General features: G+C 37.9%; 9 protein-coding genes. 1 reads left to right on the plus strand and 8 read right to left on the minus strand.

Annotated features, from left to right (window positions below):
• Positions 1-28: 28 nt before the first annotated feature.
• On the plus strand, positions 29-1,003 hold the full coding sequence (locus tag I6F43_RS05750) for a DNA topoisomerase IB (RefSeq protein ID WP_197101408.1): 975 nt from the start codon (positions 29-31) through the stop codon (positions 1,001-1,003).
• A gap of 48 nt (positions 1,004-1,051) precedes the next feature.
• On the opposite strand, the gene pelG is transcribed toward I6F43_RS05750, so the two are convergent.
• The 8 genes from pelG to I6F43_RS05790 form a co-directional block, all read right to left on the minus strand.
• A complete protein-coding gene (pelG, locus tag I6F43_RS05755) occupies positions 1,052-2,416 on the minus strand; it encodes an exopolysaccharide Pel transporter PelG (RefSeq protein ID WP_007584803.1) in 1,365 nt (454 codons plus the stop codon).
• Positions 2,404-3,921: a GT4 family glycosyltransferase PelF gene (pelF, locus tag I6F43_RS05760; RefSeq protein WP_197101411.1), complete on the minus strand. Its 1,518-nt coding sequence runs from the start codon at positions 3,919-3,921 to the stop codon at positions 2,404-2,406. Before pelF ends, pelG begins: the two co-directional genes overlap by 13 nt.
• Positions 3,914-4,897, minus strand: a complete 984-nt coding sequence (locus I6F43_RS05765) for a protein PelE (RefSeq protein WP_101164198.1) — start codon at positions 4,895-4,897, stop codon at positions 3,914-3,916. The genes pelF and I6F43_RS05765 overlap by 8 nt, the downstream gene beginning before the upstream one ends.
• Positions 4,894-6,192, minus strand: coding sequence for a PelD GGDEF domain-containing protein (locus I6F43_RS20265; protein ID WP_007584806.1), 1,299 nt, complete (start codon positions 6,190-6,192; stop codon positions 4,894-4,896). The genes I6F43_RS05765 and I6F43_RS20265 overlap by 4 nt, the downstream gene beginning before the upstream one ends.
• Positions 6,189-6,704 (minus strand): hypothetical protein, encoded by a 516-nt coding sequence (locus tag I6F43_RS05775; RefSeq protein WP_007584808.1) that lies wholly within the window; start codon positions 6,702-6,704, stop codon positions 6,189-6,191. The genes I6F43_RS20265 and I6F43_RS05775 overlap by 4 nt, the downstream gene beginning before the upstream one ends.
• Before the next feature lie 14 nt (positions 6,705-6,718).
• Positions 6,719-10,000: a tetratricopeptide repeat protein gene (locus I6F43_RS05780; RefSeq protein WP_197101412.1), complete on the minus strand. Its 3,282-nt coding sequence runs from the start codon at positions 9,998-10,000 to the stop codon at positions 6,719-6,721.
• Complete coding sequence (locus I6F43_RS05785) at positions 10,000-12,708, minus strand: endo alpha-1,4 polygalactosaminidase (protein WP_197101414.1); 2,709 nt, start codon at positions 12,706-12,708, stop codon at positions 10,000-10,002. The genes I6F43_RS05780 and I6F43_RS05785 overlap by 1 nt, the downstream gene beginning before the upstream one ends.
• A 308-nt stretch (positions 12,709-13,016) precedes the next feature.
• A complete protein-coding gene (locus tag I6F43_RS05790; protein ID WP_197101416.1) occupies positions 13,017-15,722 on the minus strand; it encodes an endo alpha-1,4 polygalactosaminidase in 2,706 nt (901 codons plus the stop codon).
• Between the last annotated feature and the right edge of the window lie 62 nt (positions 15,723-15,784).

The following is a 15,784-nucleotide window of genomic DNA, read 5'->3' on the forward strand; positions in this document are numbered from 1 at the left end:
ATCTCTTTTAAATGCTTGAGGAGGAATGATGGAATTGATTTACGTTGATGATAGTTTGCCCGGAATTACCCGAAAGCAAAAAAACAAACATTGGCAGTATTTTGACCCAATAGGAAAAATAATTAAAGAGAAGGCCGTTATTGAGCGCTTAAATTCACTCGCGTTCCCGCCTGCTTATAAAAGTGTATGGTTTTGCCCTGAAGAAAATGGGCATATTTTAGCAACAGGTTACGACAGTAAAGGACGAAAGCAGTACCGATATCATCCATTATTTACACAACAACAAGATGCTAAAAAGTATCAAGCTTGTAGTGTGTTTGGACATAAGCTGCCGTTACTTAGGGCTCAATTAAAGGAAGCATTGCAAGGTGATGAGCTCGATTATGAACGTACTTTAGCAGCCATTGTTAGATTAATGGATTTAGGTGCTTTACGGGTGGGGAATGAACGTAATGTAAAACAAAATAAAAGTTTCGGAGCGACAACCCTAAGATCAAGGCATGCAAAATTAACAGGTAAAAATATTAGATTAAAATACCGTGCAAAGTCAGGTAAAGAAAGGGAAGTAAATATAACGGATAAAGCATTGAGTAGTGTTATTAAGGAGCTTCAGGATTTACCCGGGCAACACTTGTTTCAATATATAGAAGGGGGCGAGCGCTCTAACGTTACCTCTACTGAAATCAATCAGTATATTCAAAATATAATGGGTGAAGAATTTAGCGCAAAGCACTTTAGAACATGGCGAGCAAGTGTGATTGCCTTTAAAGAAGTGTATGAAGCAAAAGGCGCTATTACATTAAAAATAATACTTGATGAAGTGTCTTCAAAGCTTGGCAATACGCCAACAATAGCGCGTAATTCTTATATTCACCCTGATGTTATTGAGCTTTGTAAGAAAAATGAATCAGAACAAACTCATTGGCGCGACAATTTTAAATTACCCCGTAAAACAAAGTATCTTAGTCGTTTTGAGCGCGGTTTATTAGAGTTTTTAACGTAACGATAAAGGCTGCAGCTTGCAGCCTTTATGTTAATTTTTTATAACCTGCTATTGCAGCATAAACGTTTCGTATTCTAAATCTTCAAATTGTTTTGAAAGCCAAAATAAGCCAACAACAGAGGTAATAATGGTTGCTAATGCAAAGCCATAGCCATAAAACTGCGGTCCAAAAGCAATTGATAACAAAGTTAAAACAACATTGATTACTAGAAATAACCCCGCTAAAAATAGTACTGTTGAACGTTTATCTAAATAAAACAAAATATTTAAAATAGATAAAAATATAACTTGTACACCTACACCGACTACATCAATAAATAAAAGCGTTTTATAGTTTGGATCAATGCCAATAAAGGTAAGTATTTGCTCACCCCATAATAACAAGCAGGCAACGGTAATACCCTGAATTTTAAATATATCGTATAAACCGGCACGTGCAGTTTGGATCATACTGTCTTTTAATATGTAGATCTCTTCAAGAGATGAGCCACCACGAATAGCGGTGTAAAAACGGTCGTACTCTTCTACAAAGTCGGTTTCCATTTTTACTAAAAATACTGCCATACCGGGAATAATAGACAAATAAGCCAAAAATATAGGTAAGTCATAAATTGGGCTGGCTCTTAATGTGCCAATAATTTGAATTGATGTGCTTGGAGAATACCAAAAAATGATTTTATCAGCCCATACACCAATGTTATAAAACAGACCACAAAAGAATAGGCTGTAATACACTTTTTTATTGCTTAAAAAGTCAAAGCTTATAAGTTTTTCACCTGGGTAGCGGCGAATAATCATAAATAAAAAGCTAAAAAAGAGCAGTGCTTCGCCAGCAAAAAATGCAAAAAATAAGCCGTCTAACTGCCAGTCTCTTAATAAATATGCAAGCAATACCATAAAGGCGTAACCACTTAGCATGGTTATTAAAATTAACCGGTATTCTTTCATACCCGATAGAAAAATAGCGCCAAGCCACTGATTACATAAGCTTACAAAGGCACCTAAAATTATAATCTTAGTAACAACGGGTATAGGGAGCATAGGCCATACAGCTAAGCCCACCAATAACGCAGCTATTGTTGTTACAAGTTGCGCACCAAGTAAATTAGGGAGTACTTTTGCCTCTTCTTTTTGAAAAAACAAATCGGCAATAAACCGAGTTAGTAATAACTGCAAGCCACCCGTTAAAATAAGTGAGGCAGCCATCATGTAGGTAACAAGCGTTAAAAATTGAATAATAAGTACTTTAGGTAATACAATTCCTAAACTTAAAATACCAATTAGCATTAACGCTACAATAGAGAGCAGCCAGGGGCCTGAGCCTATTAAACCTGCGTAGCCGTATGCTTCAAAAACTGAGAGCAGGGTATTTTTTTTGAGAATTTTTCGTATCTCAAAACCTATTCCGGCCATGCCATTGTATCCTTATAAAGTTTATCGTAACGGGCAAACATGTGGCTCTCGTCATAAAATTTTTGTACGCGGTCTAAACCACTTTTTTGATACTCAAGCCAAGCTTGCTCATTTGTTAGCATGTTTGATATTTGTTGTGCTGTTTCGCTAGGTGAAGCAATTGAGACAACTTCACCGGCTTTACCTAATGCTTTATCTTCATCGGTTCCGCCTTCGATTATTTCGCGGCACGAGCCAACATCACTAGCAAGTACAGGCACACCGGCCGCCATTGCTTCTAAAAGTACTAAAGGCTGCGCTTCGGAAATCGAGGTTAAAGCAACAATTCCGAGCTTAGGCAAAATTTTGGTAATATCTTGCATACCTAAAAACTTAACACTGTTTTGTAAATCAAGGCTGCCTACAAGTAGTTCACACTCTTTGTAATATTGTGGATCTTCTTCATAAGGGCCGATGATCCAGCCTTCGACCTCTGGTAATATCGATTGCGCTTCTTTAATCGCACGTATAAAGGTTTTAATATCTTTTATAGGCACTACACGTCCAATTAATCCAACAACCGGTGGTATCTGTTTTGGACGCTGCTCAAGTGCTTCAATAAAGCGCACTGTTTTAATTCCATTAGGTACAACAAATGCTTTTTCTGGCGCTGCACCATCTTTTATTTGGCGCTGTCTGTTACCATCGTATAGCGAAATGATCTTATCTGCTTCTTGATATGTTGTTCGGCCGATTTGCTCAAAAAAGCTGATCCACATACGGCGAATAAAGCCCATCTCGGTATTTAAGTTTTTACCTAGGCTTTGCTCAGACTCTTTGATCCAACTGGCTTGAATAAGATCTATTTTTCTCTCTTTGGTGTAAATACCATGTTCGGTCAACAAAAAGGGAGTATCGCTTATTACACTGGCACCAGATCCTAAAATACCAGCATACCCGGTAGATATTGAGTGAATAAGTTTAACTTTTGGAAGTCCACGTGCAATTTCGGCTATTTTAAATAGCGGTTTATATAAATTGCGATATGACCAAAAAAAGTCAATAAAAGAGGATTCATCACAAAAAGTTGAATAGTAATTGGTGAGCACTTGCCACGATGATTCACTATATAAAAAGTCGGCTTCGTTAATACCGTCTTTTTTAGCCAAAGTTTCAAATGCAAATTTTAACAATTCAGTCGGGATAGGCTCGTTACAATCTCTAAAATAATTTTGTAGTTGTTGCCAGAAATCAAAGAGCTCTTTTTTATATTTAACGCCATGCTTAGCTTTTATTTCAGAAGTGTCATTTTCCACTAAATAATGAACATGCAGCTTGGTAACGTTTTCAGGTAAAGTATATTGAATCTCGCCATAATGCTCTGGTGCTCCACCTATAAAAACAAGCTCAAAGTTATAATGAGGTAACCCTTCAATTATTTGATGAACCCAACTAGATACACCACCACGTACGTAAGGGTAGGTACCTTCCAAAAGCAGTAAAATGTCTGCATTTTTATTACTCATGCCAATACTCCTGCAAATGACGTAATTCACTGCCCTTAGGTTGTTCTGGGAGTTCTTTTAAGTAGCGTTTACAGTCGTCAAACTTGTTCATACAAAAGGCAACTTCGGCTTTATAAGGGAGAACATGACGCCTTGCCATACCAAACTCAGTTGCTTTAAGTAAGTACTCATGGGCTATTTCGTATTTGTCTAAGGCTAAAGATATACGGCCTAAAAATATAAAGGTTGCAGGTGTTTTTACGTGCTCAATACTTTGCTCTGCAAGTGCTTCTGCTTTTTCTAAAACATATTTACGCAGTGCACCTTGGGCTAAACCCAAATAGCTAAGTTCCCAATACAGTTCGGCTAGCTGTTTTTGTAAATGGCTCAATTTAGGCTGCTTAGTCGTAACGGCTATTTCTTGCTGATACAAACTGATTTTTTCGTTGAGTTTGGTTTCTTTACCATCAAGGGTTGAGTAGGCGAGTAGCCGAATATCATCTTCTAAATCTTTAAGTGCTAGCTTTAAAATAGGAATTGCTTGTGAGTCACTCATGTGACGAGCTGCCATTACAGCACTTAAACGTTTATTTGGCTCATTAGCGTGCTTCAAAATTGCTTTAAGTCCGCCAATAGAATAGGTCGGGTTTGCTGATATTGCTCTGGCTTCAAAAGGAAGCTCAGGTATTTTATGCTCTTCTATTTCTATCTCGTCGTTTTTGAGAGGTTTACAAAGAGCAAACGTAAGCGCTACTACAACACCTATAATTCCAAGTACGGGTAATGTAAACAATAATAAAAACATGAGTAACAAAGAGCTATAAGGAGTCGTTTTGTATTTTTTAGGTATAAAAACATAACTAACAATAGCAAAAAGGATGCTAGCAATAGCATGCAATAATATAGCTAAAAACCAATTAGGTGTTTCCAGTACTTCTATTAGTGCAAAGTACTGGCAAATACACCCTAAAATAGCCGCTACAATAATTATAATCATGAAAGTGAAACCAATCTCTTTATATCATCTGAGCTTATTGGTAGTGCAAGTTGTTGCTCAATAACAATATCAAGCTCAGCTAAAGTGTTACCCGTGCGCTCTTTACACCAGGTGTTCATTCGGGCAATAAAGCCTGCTTTTTCAAGTTCATCAGCTAATGGCATTAATAGCAGTAATACCTGATTTTGATTATCATACAAATAAATGTCTAAACCACGGCGTGCTTCACTTAAATAACTCATAAGTTGAGTCGATTTATCAGTAATATTATTGGCTTTTATTTTTAGCAGCTGCGATGGAATGTTGTATCGTTTTGCTTCTTTATTCGCGCGTTTAACTTGGCGAATAAAGTATGGAGACTCTTCATACGTCATTACTGGGTTTGTTATTTCATGGCGCAGTAGGTCGCCAATATGCCCAGCCATAACAGCAAGTAGTGTAAGAGTGGTATTTTTAAGTGCAAAAAATTGTACTCTTTCAACTAAAATAGCGCCATAAATTGTATTATTTACGTCGATAAGTGGGATTGCCATATGGTATTTACTTATACCTAACGCAGTTTTTGCGTCTTTTACTGATACTAATTCTTTTTCTTCAATCATCGCTAATATAAGAGGATCATTTTCAGCTATTTGACCCATTTGGCCAATAGAGGCAAGTGGAGGCTCTAAAACAGTGTCGTTTTCAACTTTATATAAACCCGCTCTTTCTAATAAACCATATTCAACGAATAGGTCGATTATTTTTTGCGCTGCGCTATCAAGCCTTCTTTCTTTTAATAGCCCGATAGAGGTTCTTACTGCTTGTAGCGATTCACGCAAACTTAACGTATGGCCAGCAAGCATTTGCTCTATTCTATCGTGAGATGAATTAATTAAGTGATACTGACGAGTAAATGTTTCAAGGCGATCTGTTACGTACTCAAGCTGAATACTTTGTTGTTGATTAGTACGTTCCCACACATCCCTGAATTCGCCAGTGATCATAATTACAATAATGTAGCCAATCATGGCGTTAATATTGAAGTCGCTTTGTGGTGATAAAATATTTGCTTGAAGTAAAAAAAGTTGACCAACAAGCAAACATAAAATACTAATAAAGCCTTTTGAAAAGCCATAACGTAGAGAAACTAAAAGTGGGCCAAGTACAGGCCACGAAAACCCTCCCTCAGTCCAAAATGGGTCCTCTGCGTTAAATAATACAGGCAGCCCTAAAGCAAGCGCGGTAAATATAAATACCTCAGCCCATATTTGTAGCTCAGGAACGTCTCTTGGTCTAAGGAAATGTGTTTTCACTCACTAACCTCTATATAAGAAATTAAATCGGCAATCACATCTTGTGCTGTTGCTGCAATGCTATCGCGGCCCCAACCACTTTTAGCAATAGTACCCGTCCAAATCGGTGTTGTTTGTCCATTTTCAGTGAGTGATAATGTAAGTGCAACAACGGGTTCGCCGTCAAGCCCAGCTTTGTAGCGCCACTCTTCAATGCTGCCTGTTAGTACATAGTCAGCTTGTTGAGTGCTTAACCATTGCATAGCATTGTCTAAACGGTATTGATCATCCAGCGGTGGAAGCTCTTTGGTGTTTACGCGAGGTGCGCGTATAAGAGTTGGTAATTTATTTTGTTGCCAAATACTGGCTAAAATATCTTCAGCACGCTCACCTGCAAGCGGTGTTTGAGCATGATTAACAAGTGGCATTAATGCCACAATTTTTGAAGGGCTAAGCTCTACATCATCAGCAACTCTGCTGGTGGTACATGCTGATAATAGTAATACCAAACACGGTATAATTAAACGAAACATACTCTCTCCTAACATTAAAAATGTACGTAATAACCTAATTGTAATTGTGTATCTGAGTTACCCACTTTATTACTACTTTGGTAACCCAGCTGTAATTTAAATAAATCATCGCCCAGTACAGACCAACCAGCGCCACTTGAAACTGATACATCTACTGTATCGTTAAGTGTTTGATAGCCAGTACTTATATCAAATAACCATGAAGGGCTTGCACCTAAATAAGGAGGTTCTAAAGAACCCGTTGAAGCAAATGAGGTCCCTAGTGCAAAACGTCTAAATGGTTGAAGGTCAACTCTTAGAGGTCTTGATTCTGTATTTATTAATGCATTTACACGTTCAAAGTCTTGCCATTGCGCACTAAAATAAGCGTTCCAAATTGGACGGTCTTTTAAAATGCTGTATTGGTAACGTGCATTGTATTCTTGGCCGTTTATTAGTGAGCTGCCATCGCTTCTTCGAGAAAAAGACATCGCTGCTGCTGATAGCTGTACGTTTTGTCTACCATCAATATTGTAGTTAACATAGGCCGTGGCTTTATCTAGCTGAGCATAACTAAGTAGCGCTTCTGATTGGCGGTTTTCAACATTATATTCAAGCTTTAAACCTACCTGTGTACGCGAATCCCATTGATAACGAGAGTCTAAGCTAAAACCTTGACGGCTAACTAAGCTACCTTGGTGAGAATCTATTTTTGCATCAAAATACCAACGACCAAATGTCATCTTATCTTCTATCGCAAACAGTAATCCGTTGTTATCAAGATTTTGCTGATTACTTAAACTTAATTTCCATTGCCCATTAGCATAAGGAAAATAAACGTTTACATCGTACTGGCTACTGTTTAATCCAGCCTCTGGTGATAGGTTTATTTCAAGCGCCCTAAAGTAGGATGCACGTGCATTTCTGAGTAAACTCAATTGCGATTCATTTGGTTCGCCAGTGAGTTCTTCGTACCAACGTTGCATGGTGGCATAGGGTTGTTTTAAATAGAGTAGGGCGTTTAGCTCATCTAATTTGCTTAGTGAACCTTCAGCTATAAGCTGTTTCGCTTTATTAAATTCGCCGTTGGTCATATAAAGTTGTAGCTTTTGCCATGGCTCTAATTTTTGTGCAGCCCTGCGCGCTAACCACCAGTTTGTTTGAGGTTCACCAATAGTGTCGGGGGCAAGTTCTTCCATTGTGTTTAATTGCATTAAATGAGGAACAGCCATCGCGCCCGCCCAGCGGAACATTAGGCCTCTGTATGCATATTTATCTTTAGGTAAGTGTTGCAGTAAATAGTGATTAAGTTCAGCAGCATTTGCATAGTAGCCAAGTTGTTTCATTACATCGGCTAAGTTAACCAGTGTTGTTAAGTCACTTGGATCTGCAATGGCCAATTTACGCAAATAAAAGTAAGCACTGTTATATGACTTCTCGTGAATAGATAAGCTTGCTAATAGCTGGGTCCACGCATAGGAAGGATCACTTTCAGAATAGCGAGCTAAAATGCGGCTAATCATCACGGTGTCGTGCATTTGCAGCGCTAACCAACCTTGTGCAAGCACAACATCAGAGTCATATTCACTTAATTTAGCGGCGCGGTTTAAAGTTGTATAAGCTGAATTTAAATCACTTTGGTTTTGATACCAATTTGATAGAATTAACCAAGCAGGGTAGAGGGCTTTATTGTAGCGCTGCTTATCAAGTTCAGCATGAATACGTGCAACTGATTTAGCATCATTTACTTGTGTACTTAATAATGCAATTTGAATCAATTGACGGTCAGTTTGCGACTCGCTTTTCCATAAATAATCAAGAAGCTCCTGAGGCCGACCTTCAAAGCGTAATTGTTGGTAGTGCAGCATGTCGCCTACGCTTAAAGGGCTTATTTTTTGTAACTGTTCTAATGCATATAGCTCATGAGCTTTGTCTTGGACTCGCATTGCCATGTCTACATTGGCGCTCCAAAACTCATCATCAGAACTTTGTTGTTTACTTTTTAGCACTTGCAGAGCTGTAGCAAAGTCATCTTCTAGCCAAAATGCGCGGGCAATCCAAAGTAAATCTTCTTCATTTTTAGGCCCTTTATATGTAGGCCACAAGACTCTTAAGGCTTTTAAATTACCAGTATCGTGAAGCACTTTTGCTTTCCAGTATTGTGATAATACACTTTTACCATTTATTTGCTCAAAGCGTTCAATATTGTTTAACTCTTGCTTTGTGTTACCAATAAATTCGTTAGCTTGCATCCAATTAGCAAAACCATTGCCTTTCAGACTTATGTTTTGCGCCTTGTATTCGTATATATCATTAGCATCTTGGTATAAATATAAAGCGGTGGCATCGTTAATACTGTCGGTAAGCATCGCAGGAGTTACTGCTTTGTTAGACATTAGCCATTTAAATTCTCGAAGAGCTTCTTTAGGCTTGTTTTGCCAGCGCTTTATCTTCCAATTTAATAAATGTAGCTCTTTGTCATCTGGGCTCTGTAGTAATAACTTTGCGAGTAATTGTTCTGCCCCTTTTGCATTTCCATTTGCTAAACGCAGGTGCATTGCTTTTGTTAAGTAGTCGGTGTTATTTGGCTCAGCTTTTAATAAGCTTTCAATGGCTTGAGCTGCATCTTCTGTGTTGCCAGCTAGGTTAGCTAAATAAAGGGTGCGTTTAACATCGGCTTGGTCGCCATAGGTTTTCCACCATGAATAAGCTTGAATCGGGTTATTTGCGCCCAGTGCAGTTTCAATCGCTTTAGCTGCAATGTCAGCATTTATATTTATTTTATAAATTGCGAGTGCTTTGTCTGGTTCGCCTGCGCTTAACCAGTAATCGGCTGCAAGGAGTGGCTGTTTATTTTTTTGATAGTACTGAGCAACTTTTGCGTTTAACCCAACTGCTTTTGCAATAGTTAGTATTTGTTCGTTCCAATTTTTATGAGCACCTATTTTTAAAGATAGCTCTTCAAAGCGGTCGTCAATATTAGCCCCGCTTGCTAGCCATAATGAGTAAAGCAGCTTTATTTCAAGCGTCGCTTTGCGCTCACCTCTAGGTAGCTTTTCAAGCTCGTTAGTGGCTTGTGAATACTCACTAAGCCCTATATGTAGCTCAACCAACTTTGCGCGAAGCTTTTCGTTGTCGGGCTCTGTGTTGAGCGCTGCATTAAGGTACGATTTTTCAAAGGTATAATCTTGCGAAAGTGCATCATCTTCAAAAAATAAGGTGTGAGGAAATAATGCATAAAGTGCAAAACAACTTACAGCTAGTATCGCTAATATTGTTTTTATAGAAATTAACTGAGGGCGCTTTTTAGTATTCATTATAGTGCGGCTCCGTTGCAGTTAAGGTAACCATAAAAGTCACCTGTAGGTATTTCAAAATGTGTTAATTTACCTCGATTAATACCTTTAAAGCGCTCACCCAAACCAGATACAAATTCGCAAGAGCGTGCATTCATTAAATCGAGTGAAGCGGGTACCCACGCTTTAAAACTAACAGGCCCGTTAACTTGCCAGTTATTAATAACAACATTTGCAGACGCTAAATAAGGTTTTTTACTATTTTGGCTGTGATCAAAGCTAAGGCGAGCTATGTTATTTATAACGTGTATGTAGTCACCTTTTTCAGTTACACCAGATACACCTTCACTTTGAGCTATGTTTGGCACATCAAAATCGGTAGGTATTCGTAGAGTACGAATGTACTTTGAGCTAAATAACCATTCATTATTACTGTTTTTTGCAAGTGCAGAAAAGTAAAAATCTTTTGCTACTTTTGCATAATGGCTTAAATGCACAGGCGTATTTGGTCTTGCTAAAACATAATCTATGTTGTGTTTAAGAGCGTCTAAACCCGCAAGAACTTCGCCTGAGTAAAAGTGATAATAAATAGTGTAAGGCTTTAACCTATATGGTTTTTCTGTTATTTCGAATGTTTCAGTTAAGCGTCTAAAGCCGTAATAAGGGCCATGCCATAAGTTTGTGTAAACATTTTCATTTAATATGGGGGCATAAATTTGATACAGCAAATCACGCTCAGGTCGGCCAATAGGTGATATATGTGTAAGGCTAGGGTTATCAGCATTTACATCAGTATTACCGCCATTGACATTTAACACACCAGCGTCACGGGCCAGTTCAAGCGCTTTAGGGCCAGGAGTTGCATCACCAGACCAAAGTATCATCACTGTTTTTTTATTTTTAGGTGTGAGCTTTTCATCAATATATTTTATCGAATCTGTAATTTCTTTTTTAAGGCTAATTGTGTTGTAGCCAGGTACATCTAGATGAAAACCGTAATCGGTGTCGTCTTCATCTATTTTTTTTCGCCCAGATAGTGCAGTCCAGAAATAGGGGTGACTATAAGTGTGTGAAGCAACTTCTACGTAAGGCAGATTAAAAATACTACGCGCAATACCTTCGAGTTTGGCACTTTGTTTAGAATGAATACCGCCTTCTTCAATGTCAGCTTGGATCACTGATGACGTTAATGGTAGTTTGTAGTGTTTAATTATTTCATCTCGAATTACTTCTGCTGAATAAGGCTTACCTGCGTAGTGGGCAACACTTGTAAATCCATCTCCATCGATATGCAGCGTAAGCATTCGCCTGCCACTTTCGGTGGTTGTATCTGGCACTAATATAGGTGGTAGTCCCATAGCCTGAGTTAGTAGTGTACGCGGATCAATAACCCATTTGCTGCCTTCCATCGGAAATGTATCAATTAGCCAAGGAGCAACTACTACTGCACCATATTTAGTTTTAGCAGCTTGTACAACTATTGTGTCATCCGATGATTTTATTGTAATTAAAGGAGTCGCATCAGTTGCTAATTTGAGTAAGTATGGTTTAACAATAGGGGGAGGTGTTGTGGATTCCCCTTTGAGCCAAGGTGCAAAGCTATCTTGTTTATATGGACCTTCAGGTAGTGTGTTTAACGACTCAATACCTAAGCTTAATAATAATTTAGTTGATTGTGGTAACTCGCCTAAAATAAGCTCTGGCACCACACCTAAATTAGCTTCAAGCCAATTATTAAGTGTTTGTGTGTAAAATGCGTCACTTGAGGTCCACGAAATAATACCAGCATGTAAGCTAGGATCAACTAAAGGTAAATCGCGCTTTGCCATATCTATGTAATTAGGTATATACCCCAAATACTCAATCATGGTCGCAAGCTTTAAATGTACGGTAGTGTAAATGAGTGGCTTTACGTTACTGTTGTACGGAATGAGGATACGTCTTGGTACTGGTGATATAGTTGATGTACCCCATGTTTGTAAGTGCCCATCAGTTACCCAAGGAGTAAAACCTGCCTGTTTTATTTTTTGCGCCATAGCAAGACGGTTGTCAGGCTGTGCATAATCAATAACTTGTACTTTAAAACCAAGCTTTTGTGCCGTTTTTAATTGTGCACTTAGCCAAGCTTGATCGTTCTCGGTGGTTAATTTGTAGCTATTATTGATTGGGTTGTAATGGCTATATAAACCTTCAGCCACTAAATCATTGGCTAAACCGGTAAGTCTAGGTAGTAACTCAAAGCCTCGGTTGAGGATAAGGTGTTTATGAAACGTGCCAGACAGACTTTTTATAATTGCGACTAAGCCATTTTGTTGATCTGATTTACTGTGCTTATCATCTAAAAGTTGATAGCTGTCTAGGGTATCTAAAAACAAGCCACTGAAGCCTCGTGCTTTTAAAGTAGCTGCGTTATTTTGCACATGTTGTTGCCAATGCGTAGATGTTAAATCGGCAATATGACTATTCCAGTGAGGGTTAACTGCGAGTGAAGACTCACTTTCAATGAACGACTCACCAACACTTAAATAAGCATAAACAGCTATGTTACGCTGTTTAAACCAATTGAGTTCGTGCTCAGTCACAAGGTCAGGCTGGACTACAACGCGAGAATAAAAGGTCATTTCGGCTAGAGGCATAGGGGATGAGTAGTAAAAAGCTATACTATTATTTACAGGTTTTGCGAATGCGTGAGCCGACACTAAAAGTGCAAGGTATAAAATATACTTCATTAATAATTCATTTTTATTAGATTATAACTGTGACTCAAAGTGATGTGTTCCGACTTAATGCTAATTTTTTAGTATTAGGAATATAGGACTATTATATGTTAATGAAAGATTGATCTCTACATGTAAATTCAACCTTATACTCAATAGGTTAAATTTACATGTAGGTTTGATTAACTCACAGCAGTAAAACTTATTGGTTTGCCACTCGAGTTATTAAGATCAACCTATAAACCTATACTTAGAAAAACGATAAAAGAGTGCATCAATATATTAACTATAATAAGAGTATAGTTTTTTATTGCTCACCATCATGCAGCTATTTTACATTTTAAGTAGCCATAGAATTGTCCTTTTGGCAGACTAAACTGTGTGATATCAGCATTCGATTTACCTCTAAAGCGCTTTCCATCATTAGACACAAACTCACACGAACGACCATTAACTAAATCAATTTTAGCAGGCACCCATGCTTTAAAACTGACAGCTCCATTTACTTGCCAATTATCCATGGAGACATTAGCTGAAGCTAAATAAGGCACATTGTTTTTCTGGCTGTGATCAAAGCTAAGCTTTGCTAGATCATCAGTTATATGAATGTAATCACCTTTTTGAGTGATGCCAGATACACCTGAGCTTTGAACTATATTAGGGATATCAAAATCATTGGGGATACGTAATGTTCGAATGCTTTGAGAGCTAAAAAACCATTCGTTATTGCTGTTTTTAGCAAGAGCTGAAAAATAAAAGTCTTTAGCTATTTTTGCATACTGGCTTAAATGTACTGGCGTATTCGGTCTTGCAAGTACGTAGTCTATGTTATATTTCAGTGCATCAAGTCCAGCAGGTAATTCACCAGAATAAAAATGAAAGTAAATACTATATGGCTTTAATCTGTATGGTTTTTCTGTAATTTCAAATGTTTCGATTAGGCGTTTAAAACCATAGTAAGGCCCATGCCACAAGTTGGTGTATACGTTCTCGTTAATAATGGGTGCATAAATTTGGTATAGCAAGTCACCTTCAGGTCGACCAATTGGCGAAACATTTGTAAGTGTTGGGTTATCAGCTTTTACTGAAGTATTACCACCATTCACGTTGAGAACGCCAGCTTTTCTTGCTATGGCTAAAGCCTTTGGTCCTGGAACTGCATCGCCGGACCATAGAATTAATACTGTTTTTTTATTCTTTGGCGTCAGTCGTTCATTAATGTATTGAATTGACCCTGAAATTTCTTTTTCTAAATCGACAGAGAGATACCCAGGAATATTTAAATTAAGTCCGTATTTTGTATCATCTTCATCTATGTTTTGTATTCCTGATAGTACTTTCCAAAAGTAAGGGTGGCTGTATGTGTGCGATGCAACCTCTACATAAGGTAGTTCAAATATATCTCTTGCAACTTGCTCAAGTTCTTTACTTTGTTTTGAATGTAAGCCGTTAGGTTCTATATCTGCTTGTATTATGGAGGAGGTTAATGGCAATTTGTACCTTTTTATTACCTCATCGCGAATTACTTCTGAGTTGTATGGCTTACCTTTGAAGTGCGCAACGCTACTAAATCCATCACCATCTATATGCAAAGTTAACATACGCCTTCCGCTTAGAGTCGTTGTATCAGGAGCTAATATTGTGGGTAAATTTAGTACTTTATTTAACAAGTTCTTAGGGTCGATCACCCATTTACTGCCTTCCAGTGGTAAATTATCAATTAGCCAAGGGGCTACTATTATGCCACCCAGTTTAGTCTTACTTCCTTGCGCTAAGGTTTTGCCGTTTGCTGAAGTAATGCTAATTAACGCTGTGGCGTCTGAGGTTAATTTAAGAAAGTTTGGTCTGATTATTACAGGTGATTTTGTAGTTTCACCTTTTAGCCAATCAGCAAAGTATTCAACTTTATAAGGTCCAGCTTGCGCAACATTTATATTTTCTACGCCTAAACTAACTAGTAATTTATTTGATTGAGGTAATTCTCCTAATATAAGTTCAGGTACTATTCCTAAACCTTCTTCTAGCCATTTAATAATCTCAGGACTATAAAATATATTATTAGTAGTCCAAGAAATAATGCCGGCATGTAAACTTGGGTCTATTTTAGGTAAGCTTTCTTTAGCTATGTCTACATAATCAGGAATATACCCTAAGTATTCTATGATTGTAGCAAGCTTTGAATGAACTGATTTTTTAACTAATGGTGAAATATCGCTATTATAAGGGATTAATATTCGCCTTGGCACCGGTGTTATTGATGATGTACCCCATGTTTGCAAGTGGCCATCTGTCACCCATGGATTAAAACCTGCGTTTATAATCTTTTGTGCCATAGCGAGTCGGTTATCGGGCTTTGCATAATCAATAATTTGGACGTTGAGGCCTAAGTTTTGTGCTTTTTTTAATTGTGCGCTTAGCCAATCTTGGTCGTTTTTATTAGTTAGTTTATAGCTATTGTCGTTTGGGTTGAAGTGGCTATACAACCCCTCAGCAACTAAGTCATTGGCTAAATCAGCGATTTTAGGCAATAACTCAAAGCCCCGGTTAAGAATAAGGTGCTTATTAAAAGTCTCAGATAGTGAGCTTATTATGGTAACTAACCCAGCTTGTTGATCTGATTTGCTGTGTTTAGCATCTAATAGCTGATAGCTATCTAGGGTATCTAAAAATAAGCCGCTAAAGCCGCGTGCTTTTAATGCCACAGCGCTACTTTTAATATGTTGTTGCCAATGTGCTGATGCTAAATCGGCAATATGGCTATTCCAATTGGGGTTTATACTAAGTGATGACTTATTTTTATTAAAGGACTCGCCCACACTTAAATAAGCATAAACAGCAATATTACGCTGTTTAAACCAATTAAGTTCGTGCTCAGTGACGTGTTCTGGCTGAACTACAACGCGAGAATAGAAAGTCATTTCGGCTAGAGGCATAGGGGATGAGTAGTAAAATGCAACACTATTATTTACAGGCTTTGCAAATAGTTGACTAGAGATTAAAAGCACGAGGTATAAAATATATTTCATTAGTAATTCATTTTTATTTATTCATAACAGTGGCTCAAAACAATATGTTTTAATCTATCTGG

It is taken from the genome of Pseudoalteromonas sp. NZS71_1, from assembly GCF_015864305.1.
Taxonomy (GTDB): Bacteria; Pseudomonadota; Gammaproteobacteria; order Enterobacterales; family Alteromonadaceae; genus Pseudoalteromonas; species Pseudoalteromonas arctica.